Below are 17924 nucleotides of genomic sequence, written 5' to 3' on the forward strand. Positions count from 1 at the left end.
GAGGCACCCAGCAACACCCCCACCCCCAGGGGCGGCAGCCCCCGTCCCGCACCGGCGCGAGCCGTTTGGGTAAGACCGCGAGGAGTAACCCCACATGTCCGTACCTGTCGTATACGACTATGTCGTCATCGGCGGCGGCACCGCAGGATCGGTGATCGCTTCCCGGCTCACCGAGGACCCGGACATCCGTGTCGCCGTCATCGAGGGCGGACCGTCCGATGTCGACCGTCCCGATGTGCTGACCCTGCGCCGCTGGCTCGGGCTGCTCGGCGGGGACTTGGACTACGACTACCCCACCACCGAGCAGCCACGCGGAAACTCGCATATCCGGCACAGCCGGGCGCGCGTGCTCGGGGGGTGCTCCTCGCACAACACCCTGATCTCCTTCAAGCCGCTGCCGGGTGACTGGGACGAGTGGGCCGAGGCCGGCGCCGAGGGCTGGGACGCGCAGTCCATGGACCCGTACTTCCAGCGGCTGCGCAACAACGTTGTCCCGGTGGACGAGAAGGACCGGAACGCGATCGCGCGGGACTTCGTCGAGGCCGCCCAGGCCGCCGCCGGGGTGCCGCGGGTCGAGGGGTTCAACAAGAAGCCGTTCCATGAGGGCGTCGGCTTCTTCGACCTCGCGTACCACCCGGAGAACAACAAGCGCTCCTCGGCGTCGGTCGCCTATCTGCACCCGTTCCTGGACCGGCCCAACCTCCATCTGATGCTGGAGACCTGGGCGTACAAGCTGGAGCTGGACGACACCGGCCGGATCACCGGCGTCCATGTCCGCGCCAAGGACGGCGAGGAGATCGTCGTCCGGGCCGAGACCGAGGTCCTGGTCTGCGCGGGCGCCGTGGACACCCCGCGGCTGCTGATGCACTCCGGTATCGGGCCCAAGTCGGATCTGGAGGCGCTGGGCATCCCCGTCGTCCACGATCTGCCGGGCGTCGGCGAGAATCTGCTCGACCACCCCGAGTCGGTCATCGTGTGGGAGACGGACGGCCCGATCCCGGACAACTCCGCGATGGACTCCGACGCCGGCCTGTTCATCCGGCGGGACCCCGAATCCCGGGGCCCGGACCTGATGTTCCACTTCTACCAGATCCCGTTCACCGACAATCCGGAGCGGCTGGGCTACGAAAAGCCCGAGCACGGCGTGTCGATGACCCCCAACATCCCCAAGCCGCGCAGCCGCGGCCGGCTCTACCTCACCAGCGCCGATCCGTCCGTCAAGCCCGCCCTCGACTTCCGGTACTTCACGGACGAGGAGGACTACGACGGCCGCACGCTGGTCGACGGCATCCGGGTCGCGCGTGAGATCGCCAAGACCGAACCGCTGGCGAGCTGGCTCAAGCGCGAGGTGTGCCCGGGCCCGGAGATCACCTCGGACGAGGAGATCAGCGAGTACGCCCGCAAGGTCGCGCACACCGTGTACCACCCGGCGGGCACCTGTCGTATGGGTGCCTCGTCGGATGAACTCGCCGTTGTCGGCCCGGATCTGCGGATCCGGGGTCTGAACGGCGTCCGTATCGCCGACGCGTCCGTCTTCCCGACGATGCCGGCCGTGAACCCGATGATCGGAGTCCTGATGGTGGGCGAGAAGTGCGCTGAGCTGCTGTTCGAGGATCGTGACCGGGAACGGCACAGGCCCGATGACCGGGCTGCCACGCTCGCGCCGGGAGGTGAGGCGTGATGGCCACAACCCTGGTCTCCGAGACGCCCGACACCCCCAGGATCCCCGAGAGCGGCGAGCGCGCCCCGGTGTTCTCGGTCCGCGACCTGTGGAAGGTCTTCGGCCCCAAGGCCGAGCGCATCCCCGGTTCCGCCGAGGCGGAGCTGCCCGCCGGGGAACTGCGTGCCCGCACCGGCTGCACCGCCGCGGTCCGCGAGGTCTCCTTCGACGTCCAGCCGGGCGAGGTCTTCGTGGTCATGGGGCTGTCCGGCTCCGGCAAGTCCACCCTCGTCCGCTGCCTCACCCGGCTGATCGAGCCCACCTCCGGGACCCTGAAGATCGATGGCGAGGACGTCCTGGCCATGGACAAGGCCCGGCTGCGCGATCTGCGCCGGCACCGCGCCGCCATGGTCTTCCAGCACTTCGGGCTGCTGCCGCACCGCTCCGTCATCGACAACGTCGCCTACGGCCTGGAGATCCAGGGCGTGGGCAAGGCCGAGCGCCGCGCCAAGGCCGCCGAAGTGGTGGAGAAGGTCGGTCTCACCGGTCTCGAGCGCCGCCGTCCCGGACAGCTCTCCGGCGGTCAGCAGCAGCGCGTGGGCCTGGCCAGGGCGCTCGCCGTCGACCCCGAGGTGCTGCTCTTCGACGAGCCGTTCAGCGCGCTCGACCCGCTGATCCGCCGCGATATGCAGGAGGAGGTCATCCGCCTGCACCACGACGAGGGCCGGACGATGGTCTTCATCACCCATGACCTCAGCGAGGCGCTGCGGCTCGGCGACCGCATCATGCTGATGCGCGACGGCGGGATCGTGCAGCTCGGCACCCCCGAGGAGATCGTCGGCTCCCCGGCGGACGACTACGTACGGGACTTCGTCCGTGACGTTCCGCGGGAGCAGGTGCTGACCGTGCGCCGCGCCATGCGCCCCGCGACGTCGGACGAGCAGGACGGCGGGCCGGCGCTGGCCCCGAGCACCACGGTCGCCGACGCGATCGAGGCCGTGGCCCGCACCGGCGGCCCCGCGCGCGTCGTGGACGACGGCCGCTGCCTGGGCGTCGTCGACCACGCCTGTCTGCTCAGCGTCGTCGCGGGCCTGGACGGCAAGGGGGTGGCCGCGGCATGAGCACCGCCTCGACCCTCTCTCCGCCGGGCCGCACCGGGGGGCGCGTATGAGTGCCACGGCCACCCGCCCCTCGACCGACCCCGCCACCGACCCGGCCGCCACCGGGACGGCGGCGGCCGAACCGCGCCCGTCCCTGCTGAGCTCCGCCGTCCGCAGCCCCGCCGCGCGCAAGCTGGCGGTGCTCGTGGTGATCGCCGCCGTGCTCATACCGTTCGCGCACGCCAAGTGGGCGAGCGGTAGCTGGCCGCACGCGCTGACCGTCGATGTGTCCGGACCGCTCGGCGATGCCAGCGACTGGATCCTCGACAACCGCGACAGTCACTGGATCTTTCTCTACTTCTTCGGCCACATCAGCAACGTCATCATCATTGGTGTCCGCGCCGTCTATGTCGCCCTGCTCGCCCTCGGCTGGGCCGGTGTCACCGCCGGGCTGACCCTGATCGCCTGGCGGGTCGCCGGGGTGCGGATCGCGGTCACGACCCTGGTGTCCTTCGCCATCTGCGGACTGCTGGGCATGTGGGTGCCGACGATGCAGACGCTCGCGCTGATGGTCATCGCCGTCACCGCCTCCGTCGTCATCGGCGGACTGCTGGGCCTGGCCGGCGGCCTCTCGGAATGGGCGTTCCGGGTGCTACGGCCGGTGCTCGACACCATGCAGGTGCTGCCCGCGTTCGCGTATCTGCTCCCCGTCGTGATGATCTTCGGCAACGGCGTGCCCGGCGCGGTGCTGGCCACCGTGATCTACGCGGCTCCGCCCATGGCCCGGCTCACCGCCCTCGGCCTGCGCGGCGCGGACGCCGGCGTGCTGGAAGCGGTGACCTCGCTCGGCGCGACCTGGCGGCAGCGGCTGCTGTCCGCCCGGCTGCCGCTGGCCCGCAAGGAGCTGCTGCTGGGCATCAACCAGACGATCATGATGGCGCTGTCCATGGCCGTCATCGCCTCCGTGATCGGCGGCGGCGGTCTCGGTGACCGCGTCTACCAGGCGCTGTCCAGCGTGGACGTCGGCAAGGCGCTCGCCGCCGGCCTCCCGATCGTGCTCCTCGCCGTCGTGATGGACCGCACCATCGGATCGGCGGGCGAGCGGCTCGGCGAGCCCCCGGCCGAGGGCGGGCACCGGCTGCTGCGCGGCTGGCCCGCGTGGGCGGGGGTCGCGGTGGTCACCGCTGTCATCACCGTCGTGGGACGGCTGACCGGCTCCCAGACCTGGCCGACGGGCTGGACCGTCGCCATCGAGGAGCCCGTCAACCAGTTCAAGGAGTGGATGGTCGACCACCTCTACACCGGAGTGCCGGTCGTCGGCGGCACCGCCGACTGGGCCGCGGACTACGTCAAGTGGATCCTCGACCCGCTGCGCGAGGGGCTGCAGGGCCTCCCGTGGTACGCGGTGCTGCTGATCGTCGCGGCGCTGGCCTGGCTGATCGGCACCTGGGCCACCGCGCTGACCGCCACCGCCGCCATGGCCGCGATCGGTGTGCTCGGGGTGTGGGAGCCGTCCATGGACACCCTCTCCCAGGTGCTGGCGGCCGTCTTCGTCACGCTGGTCCTCGGTTTCGCGATCGGCATCTGGGCCGCGCGCAGCACCCGGCTGGAACGGATGATGCGACCGGTGCTGGACATGTTCCAGACCATGCCGCAATTCGTGTACCTGATCCCCGTGGTCGCGCTGTTCGGCGTCGGCCGCGCCCCCGCGGCGGCAGCGGCCATCGTCTACGCGCTGCCCGCCGTCATCCGCATCACCACCCAGGGGATCCGGAACGTCGACCCGGCCGCGCTGGAGTCCGCGCGTTCGCTCGGCGCCACCCAGGGACAGCAGTTGCGCCAGGTCCAGCTCCCGCTGGCCCGCCCGGCGCTGCTGCTCGCCGTCAACCAGGGCGTGGTGCTGGTGCTGGCCGTGGTCGTCATCGGCGGTCTGGTCGGCTCGGGCGCGCTCGGCTACGACGTGCTGTTCGGCCTGGCGCAGGGCGATCTGGCGACCGGTCTGGTGGCGGGCACGGCGATCGTCTGCCTGGGGCTGATGCTTGACCGCGTGACCCAGCCGACCTCGCGCCGCGACAGGAAGGGGGCTTGAGATGGCTCGCACCCGCATTCAACTGCTGATGGCCGTCGCCGGGATCGCGGCCGTGTTCACCGCGACCGGCTGCGGCGCGGCGGACATGACCAAGCAGTCCTCGCCGTACGCCAATGTGGGCGGGGCGAAGAGCGTCACACTCTCGGTCCAGTCGTGGGTCGGCGCCCAGTCCAATGTCGCGGTCGCCCAGTATCTGCTGGAGCATGAGCTGGGCTACCGCGTCGACACCGTCCAGGTGGACGAGATTCCGGCGTGGGACGCGCTCAGCCAGGGCCGGGTGGACGCGATCCTGGAGGACTGGGGCCACCCGGAGCAGGAACAGCGCTACGTCAAGGACAAGAAGCTGATCGTGCCGGGCGGCGGGCTCGGCGTCACCGGCCATATCGGCTGGTGGGTGCCGAAGTACTTCGCCGACAAACATCCGGACGTGCTGAACTGGAAGAACCTCAACAAGTACGCGAAGACCTTCAAGACCGCGGAGAGCGGCGGCAAGGGCCAGCTGCTGGACGGGTCCCCGTCCTATGTCACCAATGACAAGGCGCTGGTGAAGAACCTGAAGCTGAACTACCAGATCGTCTTCTCGGGTTCGGAGGCGGCGCAGATCACCCAGATCAAGCAGTTCGCCAAGGGCAAGAAGCCGTTCCTGTCGTACTGGTACGAGCCGCAGTGGCTGTTCAACCAGGTGCCGATGGTCGAGGTCAAGCTGCCCAAGTACACCGACAAGTGCGCGAACGAGGGCACCAAGGACCCCGAGTCCATCGACTGCGCCTACCCGACCACACCGCTGCAGAAGTACCTCAACGCGGACTTCGCGAAGCAGGGCGGCAAGGCATCGGCGTTCCTGAAGAAGTTCCACTGGACCAAGCAGGACCAGAACGAGGTGTCCGAGCTGATCGCCTCGCAGGGAATGTCGGCCCAGGACGCCGCGAAGAAGTGGGTCGAGGCGCATCCGGACGTCTGGAAGAAGTGGATGCCCTGAGCCCGGATCGCGCTCAGGGCAGCCTGGGCGACCGGATTACTTGAGGAAGCCCGCGGTGTCGAGTTCGAGGCCGAGCGGTTCGGGGAGCGTCACCGGCTCCCCGAACGCCGCTCGGTGCTCGTCCCGGTAGCGGCCCTTTCCGTCCGGTGCGGAGTACACGGTCGTGGAGCCCTCGTCGTCGTGCGGGTCGATCAGCAGATAGATCGGCACGTTGGAGTGGGCATAGCCCTTGACCTTGGCCTGGAGATCGCGAGCTCGTGTGGAGGGCGATGTGATCTCGGCGACGAGCAGGACGTCACCCGCCTGGACCTGCCACTCCTCCATGCTCTTCAGCGCTTCCGAGTCACAGATGAGCAGGTCCGGAATGAACCTCTCTTCCGTCGCGGGGAGGAAGACCGTGGCGGTGTTGGTCACGATCCAGTCTTCCGGTACCTCACGGTTGAGACGACGCTGGAGTCGGCCATAGATCCAGTTGTGGAAATTCGCAGGCGTCGGTGAGATGACGATCTCCCCCCCGATGAGTTCTGCCCGCATTCCATCCGGCAGCTCCAGCTGGGCATGGATGTTGAGCAGATTTACGAACTCTTGGTCGGGCAGTGGCGCCGTCATCACGAGACCTCCCATCGGTGGGTCCCCCTTCTGGCTGTGTTGCCTTCGTGCCGTACTGCCTTGCGGGGCCTGTCACCATCATGCGTTACGCGATGACTCCGACGTCGGACAACGGCCCCCTTCGTCATCAACGACGACGGGGGCAGATGGTCACACGGTCGGCTTGTAGGCGCCGGGGGTCATGCGGGTGGTCACACCGATCCGGTTCCAGGCGTTGATGGTGAGGATCAGGGCGATCACCTGCGCCAGCTCCTGCTCCTCGAAGTGCTTGGCGGCGCGCTCGTAGACCTCGTCGGGGACGAAGCCGTCGGTCAGGACGGTGACGGCCTCGGTGAGGGCGAGGGCGGCCTGCTCCTTCTCGGTGTAGAGGTCGCCGGCCTCTTCCCAGGCGTTGAGGAGGTAGAGGCGCTCCTCGGACTCGCCCGCGGCGCGGGCGTCCTTGGTGTGCATGTCGATGCAGAAGGCGCAGTGGTTGAGCTGCGAGGCACGCGTCTTGACCAGCTCGGCCAGCGCCGGGTCCACGCCCTTCCGGGCGGCCGCGTCGAGGCTGATCATGGCCTTGTAGACCTCGGGGGCGGCTTTGGCGAATTGCATCCGCGGGCCGTGTGCATGAGAAGTTCCGGTCGTCATGCCTTCACGCTAGAGGCCGGGCGGCCCAGGGGTATGGTCCATTTCCATGGCGGATTCATGGGCCACTCCGAGGGACGAACCCGGACAGCGGACGGACAGCCCGGCCGGGCCGGGGGCGGATCTCCATCTGGATCTGCCGCCCGGTGGCGGGAGCGGGGTGCGCGTCGCGCTCATCCGCGCCCTGCGCGACGCCATCCGCACCGGGCGGCTCGCCCCGGGCACCCGGCTGCCCTCCTCCCGCTCGCTCGCCACTGACCTCGGCATCGCCCGGAACACCGTCGCCGACGCCTATGGGGAGCTGGTCGCCGAGGGCTGGCTGACCGCCCGGCAGGGCTCGGGCACCCGGGTCGCCGAACGCGTCGTGCCGCCCGAGCCCGCCCCGCCGCGCACACCCCCGCCCGCCGCCGTGGCCGCCACCCGGCCCACCTACGATCTGCGGCCCGGCGAACCCGATGTCTCGGCCTTCCCCAGGACCGTCTGGCTCTCCGCGGCCCGGCGCGCCCTGATCGCCGCGCCGAACGACGCCTTCGGCTACGGCCACCCCGCCGGACGGCCCGAGCTGCGGCGGGTCCTGGCCGACTATCTGGCGCGCGCCCGCGGGGTGCGGGCCGCGACCGAACGGATCGTGGTCTGCGCGGGGTTCGTCCAGGGGCTGGCCCTGCTCAGCCGGGTGCGGGAGAAGGCGGGACACCGTGAGGTGGCCGTGGAGTCCTACGGGCTCGACGTCCACTGGAACGTGATGCGCGGGGCCGGGCTGCGCACCGTACCGCTGCCGGTCGATCAACGGGGGGCGCGGACGGCGGAGCTGGACCGGTCGGCCGGGCTGCGGACCGTTCTGCTCACCCCGGCGCATCAGTTCCCCATCGGAGTTCCGCTGGACCCCGACCGGCGCGCCGCCGTGGTCGACTGGGCCTCGCGGGTGGGCGGACTGGTGCTGGAGGACGACTACGACGGGGAGTTCCGCTACGACCGTCAGCCGGTCGGGGCGCTGCAGGGGCTCGACCCCGAGCATGTGGTCTATCTGGGTACCGCGAGCAAGAGCCTGGCGCCCGCGCTGCGGCTGGCGTGGATGGTGGTGCCGGACCATCTGATGGACGACCTCCTGGCGCTCAAAAGGACGGGGGAGTGGGAGTCGGGCAGGCTGGACCAGTTGACGCTCGCGGAGTTCATCGGCTCCGGGGCGTACGACCGCCATGTGCGCGGTATGCGGATGCGCTACCGGCGCCGCCGCGACCAGTTGGTGGCGGCGCTCGCCGAACGCGCCCCGCGGGTGCGGGTCACGGGCATCGCGGCCGGGCTGCACGCGGTGCTCCAACTGCCGCCTGGCACCGAGCAGTCCGTGGTGCGGGGCGCGGCCTGGCAGGGCCTGGCGCTGGAGGGCCTGTCCCGCTACCGCTACCGCGACGAACAGGGACAGGAGCAGCAACAGGAGCCGGGCGGGCCCGGACCGGGGCCGGGCGGGCAGCCCGACGCGCTGGTGTTCGCCTATGGCACCCCGCCCGACCACGCCTTCACGGGCGCCCTGGAGGCGCTGTGCCGGGTGCTGCCCTGAAGCCATGCGTTTCAGCGGTCTGAACCCACATTCTTCGGCCGAGCCCCGGCGTCCATGGGCGCGGCAGCTCCCCCTAGGGTGGGCGGTTGCGGCCTCGGGGGACCGGGGAGACCACGCCCTCGGGAGAGACGATGGCCTCGGGGGAGAGGAACGGGGGAGACAGGGATGGAACGGAAGACGACGCGGCGACTGCGGTCGAGCACGGTGATCCTGGGCGGTATGGGCGCGCTGGCGGCGGCGCTCACCTCCTGTGGTTCGGAACCGGACAAGCGCTGTGTGGACCGGAACAGCTATGACGCGGTGAACGGGTACCGGGTCGTCGACTCCAGCGCCTGCAAGGGCTCTTCGTCCACCACGGGCGGCAAGGGCAAGAAGAGCCGGGGCACGAAGAGCGCCGACGGCGAGTGGTACTACGACTCCGAGGTCAGCGGCCGCTATGCGGACTACGGCACGTTCGACAAGAGCAAGGCGGCCGACCGGGGCGGCTTCGGCTGCTCGGGCTCGAGCGGCGGCTGAGCGGGCCGCCCCACGATGAAGCGCCACACCACCGACCCCCGCCCCGGCTGGCAGTCCACGGTGGAGGAGCAGGGGGTCATCTATCCGCTGACCCGCTACCCGGACGGCTCGCTGCGTCCCTACTGGGACGAGAGCGCCTATTACGCCTTCTCGCTGCCCGAGGTCGAGGCGCTGGAGGAGGTCGTCGAGGAGCTGCACCGGATGTCGCTGGCCGCGGCCGCCCATATCGTCGAGACCGGCCGCTTCGCCGACCTCGGCATCGACGATCCGCGGCTGGCCAGGCTGATCGCCGAGTCCTGGCATCGCCGGGCCGAACAGCCCAGCCTCTACGGCCGGTTCGATCTGCGCTACGACGGTGAATCGGGCCCGGCGAAGCTGCTGGAGTACAACGCGGACACGCCCACCTCGCTGGTGGAGGCGGCGAGCGCCCAGTGGTTCTGGATGGAGGACCGCTTCCCGGGCGCCGACCAGTGGAACTCCCTCCATGAGCGGCTGGTCGACGCCTGGCGGACCCAGGCCGCGCTGCTGCCGCCGGGGACGCCCCTGTACTTCGCCCATTCGGCCGGGGACGAGCTGGGCGAGGACCTGATGACGGTGGCCTACCTCCGCGAGACGGCCGACCAGGCCGGGCTGAGCACCGAGGCGATCTCCATGGAGGACATCGGCTGGGAACGGCTGTCGGGCCGCTTCGTCGACAAGCGGTTCCGCTTCATCCGGAGCTGCTTCAAGCTCTATCCCTGGGAGTGGCTGGCCACCGACCGGTTCGGCCCGCAGGTGCTGGACACCCTCGACAACGGGGGCGGCACCGGATCCACGCTGTGGATCGAACCGGCCTGGAAGATGCTGCTGTCCAACAAGGCGCTGCTGGCCGTGTTGTGGGAGCTTTTCCCGGACCACCCCAACTTGCTGCCCGCCTACCTCGACGGCCCCCGTGAACTGGCCGGCGCCAACGGCTATGTGGCCAAGCCGCTGCTCGGCCGCGAGGGGGCCGGGGTCACCGTGCACCCGCCGGGCGAGGAGCCCGTCCTCCGCGATGAGCCGTGCTGCTACCAGGAACTGGCGCCGCTGCCCGACTTCGACGGCAACCGGGTGGTACTCGGCACCTGGGTCGTCGAGGGCGAGGCGGCGGGGCTCGGCATCCGCGAGTCGGCGGGGCTGGTGACGGATGAGTACGCGCGCTTCATCCCCCATGTGATCCTCTGAACCAAACTGATTCTCCAAGCAGGACAGGGCCACCGAGCCGTACCGGGTCATTCGGCCAGCACCGCCCTGAGCTGGTCCAGCGCCCACTCCAGATCCTCCTCGCTGATCACCAGGGGCGGGGCGATGCGGATGGTGGCGCCATGGGTGTCCTTGACCAGCACTCTGCGGTCCATGAGCCGCTCGGAGATCTGCCGCCCGGTGCCCCGTGACGGATGGATGTCCACCCCTGCCCACAGCCCCCGGCCACGCACCTGCTCAACTCCCCTTCCCACGAGCAGCCCCAGCTCCCGGTGGAGCAGCTCGCCCAGCACGGCCGAGCGCCGCTGGAACTCCCCGGTCCGCACCATGGCGATGACCTCCAGGGCGATCGCGCAGGCGAGCGGGCTGCCGCCGAAGGTGGAGCCGTGCTCCCCGGGGCGGTGCACCCCGAGCACCTCGCCGGAGGACACCACCGCCGACACCGGCACCACCCCGCCGCCCAGCGCCTTGCCCAGCACATAGACATCGGGGACCACCCCCTCGTGCTCACAGGCGAAGGTGGTGCCGGTGCGCCCGAGGCCCGACTGGATCTCATCGGCGATGAGCAGCACATTCCGCTCCCGGGTCAGCTCCCGGACCCCGGCCAGATAGCCGGGCGGCGGCACCACCACTCCGGCCTCGCCCTGGATCGGCTCCAGCAGCACGGCGACCGTCTCCTCGGGCGCGGCGTCGAGCGCCGCCTCCATCGCCGCCAGATCCCCGTACGGCACGATCGAGAACCCGGGGGTGAAGGGGCCGTGGTCGGCCCGGGCCTCCCGATCGGTGGAGCAGCTGATGAGGGTGATCGTCCGGCCGTGGAAGTTGTCCCTGGCGGCGATGATCCTGGCCCGGCCGTCCGGTACGCCCTTGATCCGGTAGCCCCATTTACGGGCGGTCTTGATGGCCGTCTCCATCGCCTCCGCCCCCGTGTTCATGGGCAGCACCATCTCCATGCCGCACAGCTCGGCCAGCTCGGAGCAGAAGGCGCCGAAGCGGTCGTGGTGGAACGCGCGGGAGGTGAGGGTGACCCGGTCCAGCTGCGCCTTGGCGGCCTCGATCAGCCGGCGGTTGCGATGCCCGAAGTTGAGCGCCGAGTATCCGGCGAGCAGATCGAGATACCGGCGGCCCTCGACATCGGTCATCCAGGCGCCTTCGGCGGACGCGACGACGACCGGCAGGGGATGGTAGTTGTGCGCGCCATGGGCCTCGGCGGCGGCGATGGCCCGCTCCGCGGAGCGTCCCGATCCCATCTTGTCCTCCTTGTCTCACTAGCTAGAGTGGGGGTGCGCATCGTGACTGGCGAGCCGAGCGTGGAACCGACCACGAGGAAGCGATGCGCGGCCTTAGCGCCACGAGGTGCCGCCCGCCTGGGCACCCCGGGACACGACCGGACCGTCACCGATCGCCCCGGAGGACTCGATGAGCCTGCCCCTTTCCCATCCCGCCCTGTCGGCCGCCGACCCCGAACTCGCCTCACTCGTCGGCTCCGAGGAGCTGCTGCAGTCCGAAACCCTGCGCCTGATTCCGAGCGAGAACTATGTCTCCGCCGCCGTCCTGGAAGCCTCCGGGACGGTGCTGCAGAACAAGTACAGCGAGGGCTACGCCGGCCGCCGCTACTACGAGGGCCAGCAGATCATCGACCAGGTGGAGACCCTGGCGATCAACCGGGCCAAGGCCGTCTTCGGCACCGAGCACGCCAATGTGCAGCCCTACTCCGGCTCGCCGGCCAACCTCGCGGTCTATCTGGCCTTCGCCCAGCCCGGTGACACCGTGATGGGCATGTCACTGCCCATGGGCGGTCATCTCACCCACGGCTGGGGCGTCTCCGCCACCGGCACCTGGTTCCGCGGCGTCCGGTACGGGGTGCGCCAGGACACTGGCGCGATCGACTTCGACCAGGTGCGCGAGCTGGCCCTCGAGGAGCGGCCCAAGCTGATCTTCTGCGGTGGCACGGCGGTGCCCCGCACGATCGACTTCGCCGCCTTCGCGGAGATCGCTCGCGAGGTGGACGCGGTGCTCGTCGCCGATATCGCGCATATCGCCGGCCTGATCGCGGGCGGCGCCCACCCCTCGCCCGTTCCGTATGCCGATGTCATCTCCACCACCACTCATAAGACGCTCCGGGGTCCGCGCGGCGCGATGCTGATGGCGCGCGAGACCCATGCCAAGGCCATCGACAAGGCCGTCTTCCCCGGGCTGCAGGGCGGTCCGCACAACCAGACCACCGCCGCCATCGCGGTGGCCCTGCACGAGGCCGCCCAGCCCGCCTTCCGTGACTACGCCCATGCCGTGGTCGCCAACGCCAAGGCGCTCGCCGAGGAATTGCTCGCCCGCGGCTTCGATCTGGTCTCCGGCGGCACCGACAACCATCTGATCCTGATGGACCTGACGCCCAAGGAGGTGCCGGGCAAGGTCGCGGCCAAGGCCCTGGATCAGGCCGGGATCGTGGTGAACTACAACACCGTCCCCTACGACCCGCGCAAGCCCTTCGACCCCTCCGGCATCCGGATCGGCACCCCCTCCCTCACCTCGCGCGGTCTGTCCACCGAGCACATGCCCGCCGTGGCCGACTGGATCGACCGCGGGGTGACCGCCGCGAAGAGCGGTGACCAGGGCGCCCTCATCAAGATCAGGGCCGAGGTGTCCGAGCTGATGGCGGGCTACCCGGCTCCCGGTCTGCCGACCGGCTGACGCCGCCCGCGGGCCCCTGCCCGGCCTCCAGGCCGGGCAGCGGCCGCCACCACTGCTCCTCCCGGATCCGGTCGTCGGCCACCGGCACCGGCAGGCCCACGATCCGGGCGAGCACCCGCTCGACCAGCGTCTCCCCGCCCTCCAGCGGCGCGCCGCCCTCCAAGGGCATGTCTCCCTCCGGGGGCACGCCGCCCGCCCGCGACACGCCGTGCCGCGACGGTCCGCCGGACGGCGGTATCTCCAACGCCCGCCCGAGCGCCCGCAGCTCTCCGGGCAGCCCTTCCTCGGCCATCTCCTTCGCCTCCCCACTCGGTCCCATCGGCCGTCCGCTGAGTTTCCTCGGCCGTCCACTGCCTCACATCGGCCGTCCAGCGCGTCCCATCCGCGGTCTCCGACGGCCCCAGCAGCCGCTCCAGCCGTCTCAGGGCGCGGCTCAGCCGTGATTTCACCGTGCCGCGCGGCCAGCCCAGCGCCTCCGCGGTCTCCCCCTCGTCCAGATCCAGCAGATAGCGGTAGATCACCACCCGCCGCTGCGGCTCGCTCAGCTCCTCCAGCGCGTCCAGCAGCCGCTCCCGCCGCTCGCCCGCCAGTGCCACGGCCGCCGGATCGGCGGACTCCGGTATCACCGGCTCGGCCCCGGCCAGCAGCGCTCCCTCCCGGTCCGCCGCCGTCCGCCTCCGACGCGCCGAACGCACCGCGTTACTCGTCTCATGGGCGACGATCCGCAGCAGCCAGGGCCGGAACGCCGCCTCGCTCTCGAACCGCCCCAGCGCGAGATACGCCTTCACAAAGGCGTCCTGCACCACATCCTCGGCATCCGCGCCCGCCCCGAGCAGCCGGGCGGTGCGGTGCGCGATCGGCGCATGGGCCCGCACCAGCTCGGCATATGCCTCGGTGTCGCCGGCCAGCACCCGCGCGATGATCTGTGCTTCACGAGTCCTCACACCTTTCATACACCGGCGGACGGAGTCTGGTTCCACACCTGAGAGAATGGGTGCCATGGCCCTCGATCGTCCCCGTGCGCTCTCCGGTATCCAGCCCACCGCAGGTTCCTTCCACCTCGGCAACTACCTCGGTGCGATCCGGCAGTACGTCGCGCTGCAGGAGACCCACGACGCGTTCTACACCGTGGTCGACCTGCACGCGATCACCGTGCCGCAGGATCCGGCGGAGCTGCGCGCCAACAGCCGGCTCGCCGCCGCCCAGCTGCTCGCCTCCGGCCTGGACCCGGACCGCTGCGCGCTCTTCATCCAGAGCCATGTGCCCGAGCACGCCCAGCTCGGGTGGGTGATGAACTGTCTCACCGGCTTCGGCGAGGCGTCCCGGATGACGCAGTTCAAGGACAAGTCGGCCAGGCACGGCGCCGACCGGGCCACCGTCGGCCTCTTCACCTATCCGATCCTGCAGGTCGCGGACATCCTGCTCTACCAGGCCAACCACGTCCCGGTCGGCGAGGACCAGCGCCAGCACATCGAGCTCACCCGGGATCTGGCCGACCGCTTCAACGGCCGCTTCGGCGAGACCTTCACCGTCCCCGAGGCGTACATCGTCAAGGAGACGGGGAAGATCTACGACCTCCAGGACCCGACGATCAAGATGAGCAAGTCGGCGTCCACGCCGAAGGGGATCGTCAGCCTCCTCGATGAGCCCAAGGTCTCGGCGAAGAAGATCAAGAGCGCGGTGACCGACCTCGAGACGGAGATCCGCTACGACGAGGAGAAGAAGCCGGGCGTCAGCAATCTGCTGACCATCTACTCCACCCTGACCGGCACCGCCATCCCGGAGTTGGAGAGCCGTTACGAGGGCAAGGGCTACGGCGCGCTCAAGACCGAGCTCTCCGAGGTGCTGGTCGAGTGGGTCACGCCGTTCCGCGAGCGGACCCAGGAATACCTCGCCGACCCCGCGACGTTGGACGGAATCCTGGCCAAGGGCGCCGAGAAGGCCCGAGCCGTCGCTGCCGAGACGCTGGCCGCCGCCTACGACAAGGTGGGCTTCCTGCCCCCCGCGCGCTGAGTGGCACGTCGAGCGTCGTTCGCACCACCCGGTGAGCACGGCGCGCCCCGCGCACGTATGGGATACGGACCCGCGCGGACCGCGGAACATACCGGTCCGGCCCCCTGACCAGGGGGCCTGTGGATCGGTGTGTGGAAGAACCGAGGAATCTAGCCGCGAAGGCGGCGCAGCCGCCACACTGACACGGGTGCAGCGGCCACAATTCAGCAGCCCGGGAGGGCCAGGAGGGAGAACGCAGTGGGGACCGTAACGCTCGGCGTTTCGATCGCGGTCCCGGAGCCGTACGGCAGCTTCCTCCAGGAGCGGCGCGCGGGCTTCGGGGACCCGGCCGCCCATGGCATCCCCACTCACGTCACCCTCTTGCCGCCGACCGAGGTCGACACCTCGGCACTGCCCGCCGTGGAGGACCATCTGGCGCGGGTCGCGGCCGAGGGGCGGCCGTTCCCGATGCGGCTGGAGGGCACCGGCACCTTCCGGCCGCTCTCGCCGGTCGTCTTCGTCAGGATCGTCGAGGGCGCGGAGGAGTGCGCGGTGCTGCAGGAGCGGATCCGGGTGGAGTCCGGGCCGTGCGCGCGGGAGCTGCAGTTCCCGTACCACCCGCATGTCACGATCGCCCACGGCATCGACGAGGAGGCGATGGACCGGGCGTTCGTCGAGCTCAAGGAGTACGAGGCCGCCTGGACGATCACCGGCTTCGCGCTGTACGAGCAGGGGGCGGACGGGGTCTGGCGGCTGGACCGCGAATACCCCTTCGGGGCGGATGAACAGCCGGGCGGTGCCTCGCCCGTGGTGCCCCGTCAGGCCGATCTATCGCGCCCGGCGGCGCCCTCTCACTGAGCGTTCCGCCGGAACACTCTGCCGGGGTTCCGGTGCGTCAGTCATCCGCGGGTCCGTCGTGGCTGGTCGCGCAGTTCCCCGCGCCCCTACGGGGCCCGCTCAGGCGGAAGACGGACCGGGGCAGCAGGCGGCGTGCCGCCATCGTCAGCCGCAGCGCGCCCGGTGCCCAGACGATCGCGGCGCGCCGCCGCAGCCCCTCCTCGATGGCCTCGGCGACCGCCTGGGGCGTGGTGGCCAGCGGCGCGGGCCGCAGCCCGGCCGTGAGCTTCGTACGGACGAAGCCGGGGCGGACGACCATCACATGGACGCCCGTGCCGCGCAGCGCCTCGCCCAGCCCCTGCGCGAACGCGTCGAGACCGGCCTTGGCGGAGGCGTGGATGAAGTCGGTGCGGCGGACCCGTCCGGCGGCGGCCGAGGAGAGCACTACCAGCGAGCCGTGGCCCTGGCGGCGCATGGCGTTGGCGCAGATCAGGGCCGAGGAGACGGCGCCGGTGTAGTTGGTCTGGGCGACGCGGACCGCCGCCGGGGGGTCGGTCTCGTCCCGCGCCTGGACGCCCAGGACGCCGAAGGCCAGCAGCACCAGATCGATGTCGCCCTCGGCGAAGACCTTGCCCAGGGTCACCTCGTGGGCCTCGGGGGCGAGCGCGTCGAAGGGCACTGTAAGGGTCTCGGCGCCGAGGTCCCGCAGCTGCCGGGCGGCCGACTCCAGGGCGGGGGAGGGGCGGCCGGCCAGCCAGACCGTACGGGCGCGACGGCTGATCAGGCGGCGGACGGTCGCCAGGGCGATCTCGGACGTGCCGCCCAGGACGAGCACCGACTGCGGGGAACCGACTACGTCCTTCATGGGGTGAACGTATCCCCCGATGCGGGGCATATGGAGTGATTGTGCGCCCGTACTCACGGCCTCACCGAAAAGAGTGATGAGCGGAGCGGCTGTCCGGGGAACCCGGATATCCGTATCGCGCACCGGCGCGCCGAGGAGTGACACCGCGCAGAAGGGTACTTGCTGATCATGGAATCGTTGACCCGGCTGCCTGTCGTCGGCCCCGCGATGGCCTGGCTGATGCGCACCCATGCCTGGCGTACCTATGAACGGCTGGACCGTGTCCACTGGACCCGGCTCGCCGCCGCGATCACGTTCACCAGCTTCATCGCCTTCTTCCCGCTCATCGCCGTCGGGGCGGCGATCGGCGCGGCGACGCTCAGCCAAGCGCAGATGGCCCAGTTGCAGAAGAAGGTCGCCCAGCAGATCCCGGGTATCTCCGGCCAGCTCGACCTGGGCGCACTCGTCCAGAACGCCGCCACGATCGGAGTCGTCGCCGGCGCCCTGCTGCTATTCACCGGCATCAGCTGGGTGGGCTCGCTGCGCGAGTGCCTGCGCGCGGTATGGGAGCTGGAGGAGGACCCCGGCAACCCGCTGGTGCGCAAGGTCAAGGACGCCTTCGTGCTGATCGGGCTGGGCGGTGTGGCGCTCGTGTCGTTCGCCGTGTCCGCCCTGGCCGCCACCGCCGTGGGCCGGATCTCCCGGCTCATCGGCATCCCCGAGAACGGGATCGGCGGCTGGCTGCTGCGGATCGCCGCGTTCGCCATCGCCGTCTGCGCCGACCTCGTGCTGCTGAGCTACGTCCTGACCTGGCTCCCCGGTGTGCAGCCGCCCCGCCGTACGGTCGTGGTCGCCGCGCTCATCGGCGCGATCGGCCTCGAACTGCTCAAGGTGCTGCTCAGCAGCTATCTGAAGGACGTGGCGGCCAAGAGCATGTACGGGGCGTTCGGGGTGCCCATCGCCCTGCTGCTGTGGATGAACTTCACCGCGAAACTCACGCTGTACTGCGCCGCCTGGACCGCCACCCCGCCCGCCGCCCACGCCGAGCGCGAGGCCGAATGGGCGGCGGAGGCGGACAAGGCCCAGCCGTCCGACGCGGACAAGGCCCAGCCGTCCGGGCCGGACCAGACCCAGCCGTCCGAGCCGGAGGTCGAAAGGCCCCGCGCCCGCAGGCCCGAAGGCCCGCAGGCGGCGGCGTGACGGC

15 protein-coding genes, 1 pseudogene and 1 riboswitch are annotated in these 17924 nt (G+C 70.6%); of the genes and pseudogenes, 11 read left to right on the forward strand and 5 right to left on the reverse strand.

The window, feature by feature from the left end:
* The first annotated feature begins 94 nt into the window (after positions 1-94).
* From J5X86_RS04915 to J5X86_RS04930, 4 genes are read left to right on the forward strand one after another with little or no spacing between them, the layout of a single operon-like run.
* Positions 95-1681: a GMC family oxidoreductase gene (locus tag J5X86_RS04915; RefSeq protein WP_208515514.1), complete on the forward strand. Its 1587-nt coding sequence runs from the start codon at positions 95-97 to the stop codon at positions 1679-1681.
* Positions 1681-2781 (forward strand): glycine betaine/L-proline ABC transporter ATP-binding protein, encoded by a 1101-nt coding sequence (locus J5X86_RS04920; RefSeq protein WP_208515515.1) that lies wholly within the window; start codon positions 1681-1683, stop codon positions 2779-2781. The genes J5X86_RS04915 and J5X86_RS04920 overlap by 1 nt, the downstream gene beginning before the upstream one ends.
* A gap of 46 nt (positions 2782-2827) precedes the next feature.
* Positions 2828-4849 (forward strand): proline/glycine betaine ABC transporter permease, encoded by a 2022-nt coding sequence (locus tag J5X86_RS04925; RefSeq protein ID WP_208515516.1) that lies wholly within the window; start codon positions 2828-2830, stop codon positions 4847-4849.
* A gap of 1 nt (position 4850) precedes the next feature.
* A complete protein-coding gene (locus J5X86_RS04930) occupies positions 4851-5828 on the forward strand; it encodes an ABC transporter substrate-binding protein (RefSeq protein ID WP_208515517.1) in 978 nt (325 codons plus the stop codon).
* Positions 5829-5864: 36 nt separating this feature from the next.
* Here the strand turns inward: J5X86_RS04930 and J5X86_RS04935 are convergent, their stop codons facing one another.
* Both J5X86_RS04935 and J5X86_RS04940 read right to left on the reverse strand, forming a co-directional pair.
* Positions 5865-6452, reverse strand: a complete 588-nt coding sequence (locus tag J5X86_RS04935; protein ID WP_208515518.1) for a Uma2 family endonuclease — start codon at positions 6450-6452, stop codon at positions 5865-5867.
* Positions 6453-6587: 135 nt separating this feature from the next.
* Positions 6588-7031, reverse strand: a complete 444-nt coding sequence (locus tag J5X86_RS04940; protein WP_237298993.1) for a carboxymuconolactone decarboxylase family protein — start codon at positions 7029-7031, stop codon at positions 6588-6590.
* 82 nt (positions 7032-7113) lie between these two features.
* Here J5X86_RS04940 and J5X86_RS04945 point away from each other — a divergent pair, with 82 nt between their 5' ends.
* The 3 genes from J5X86_RS04945 (at position 7114) to J5X86_RS04955 (ending at position 10338) form a co-directional block, all read left to right on the forward strand.
* Positions 7114-8619, forward strand: coding sequence for a PLP-dependent aminotransferase family protein (locus J5X86_RS04945; protein WP_208515519.1), 1506 nt, complete (start codon positions 7114-7116; stop codon positions 8617-8619).
* A gap of 165 nt (positions 8620-8784) precedes the next feature.
* Positions 8785-9135 (forward strand): hypothetical protein, encoded by a 351-nt coding sequence (locus J5X86_RS04950; RefSeq protein ID WP_208515520.1) that lies wholly within the window; start codon positions 8785-8787, stop codon positions 9133-9135.
* Positions 9136-9150: 15 nt separating this feature from the next.
* The gene (locus tag J5X86_RS04955; protein WP_208515521.1) at positions 9151-10338 is read left to right on the forward strand and encodes a glutathionylspermidine synthase family protein; all 1188 of its coding nucleotides are present in this window, start codon (positions 9151-9153) and stop codon (positions 10336-10338) included.
* A 47-nt stretch (positions 10339-10385) separates the two neighbouring features.
* Here J5X86_RS04955 and rocD read toward each other — a convergent pair whose 3' ends face one another.
* The gene (rocD, locus tag J5X86_RS04960) at positions 10386-11606 is read right to left on the reverse strand and encodes an ornithine--oxo-acid transaminase (RefSeq protein ID WP_208515522.1); all 1221 of its coding nucleotides are present in this window, start codon (positions 11604-11606) and stop codon (positions 10386-10388) included.
* A gap of 32 nt (positions 11607-11638) precedes the next feature.
* Positions 11639-11736, forward strand: a riboswitch (ZMP/ZTP riboswitch).
* Positions 11737-11775: 39 nt separating this feature from the next.
* Between rocD and glyA the strand changes: the two genes are divergently transcribed.
* Positions 11776-13047 carry a serine hydroxymethyltransferase gene (glyA, locus tag J5X86_RS04965; RefSeq protein WP_078647471.1) on the forward strand — a complete coding sequence of 424 codons (1272 nt, stop codon included), beginning with the start codon at positions 11776-11778 and terminating at the stop codon, positions 13045-13047.
* 394 nt (positions 13048-13441) lie between these two features.
* Here the strand turns inward: glyA and J5X86_RS50415 are convergent.
* Positions 13442-14000: pseudogene (locus tag J5X86_RS50415) on the reverse strand (RNA polymerase sigma factor); the annotation flags it as partial.
* A 46-nt stretch (positions 14001-14046) separates the two neighbouring features.
* Here J5X86_RS50415 and trpS point away from each other — a divergent pair.
* The gene (gene trpS / locus J5X86_RS04975) at positions 14047-15060 is read left to right on the forward strand and encodes a tryptophan--tRNA ligase (protein ID WP_208515524.1); all 1014 of its coding nucleotides are present in this window, start codon (positions 14047-14049) and stop codon (positions 15058-15060) included.
* A gap of 237 nt (positions 15061-15297) precedes the next feature.
* The gene (locus J5X86_RS04980) at positions 15298-15897 is read left to right on the forward strand and encodes a 2'-5' RNA ligase family protein (protein ID WP_208515525.1); all 600 of its coding nucleotides are present in this window, start codon (positions 15298-15300) and stop codon (positions 15895-15897) included.
* A 37-nt stretch (positions 15898-15934) separates the two neighbouring features.
* Here J5X86_RS04980 and J5X86_RS04985 read toward each other — a convergent pair whose 3' ends face one another.
* Complete coding sequence (locus J5X86_RS04985) at positions 15935-16741, reverse strand: SDR family NAD(P)-dependent oxidoreductase (protein ID WP_243979259.1); 807 nt, start codon at positions 16739-16741, stop codon at positions 15935-15937.
* Between the two features lie 168 nt (positions 16742-16909).
* Here J5X86_RS04985 and J5X86_RS04990 point away from each other — a divergent pair, with 168 nt between their 5' ends.
* On the forward strand, positions 16910-17920 hold the full coding sequence (locus J5X86_RS04990; protein ID WP_243979260.1) for a YihY/virulence factor BrkB family protein: 1011 nt from the start codon (positions 16910-16912) through the stop codon (positions 17918-17920).
* The last annotated feature ends 4 nt before the right edge of the window (positions 17921-17924 follow it).

This window comes from Streptomyces sp. NEAU-YJ-81 (assembly GCF_017592595.1).
GTDB lineage: Bacteria > Actinomycetota > Actinomycetes > Streptomycetales > Streptomycetaceae > Streptomyces > Streptomyces hygroscopicus_B.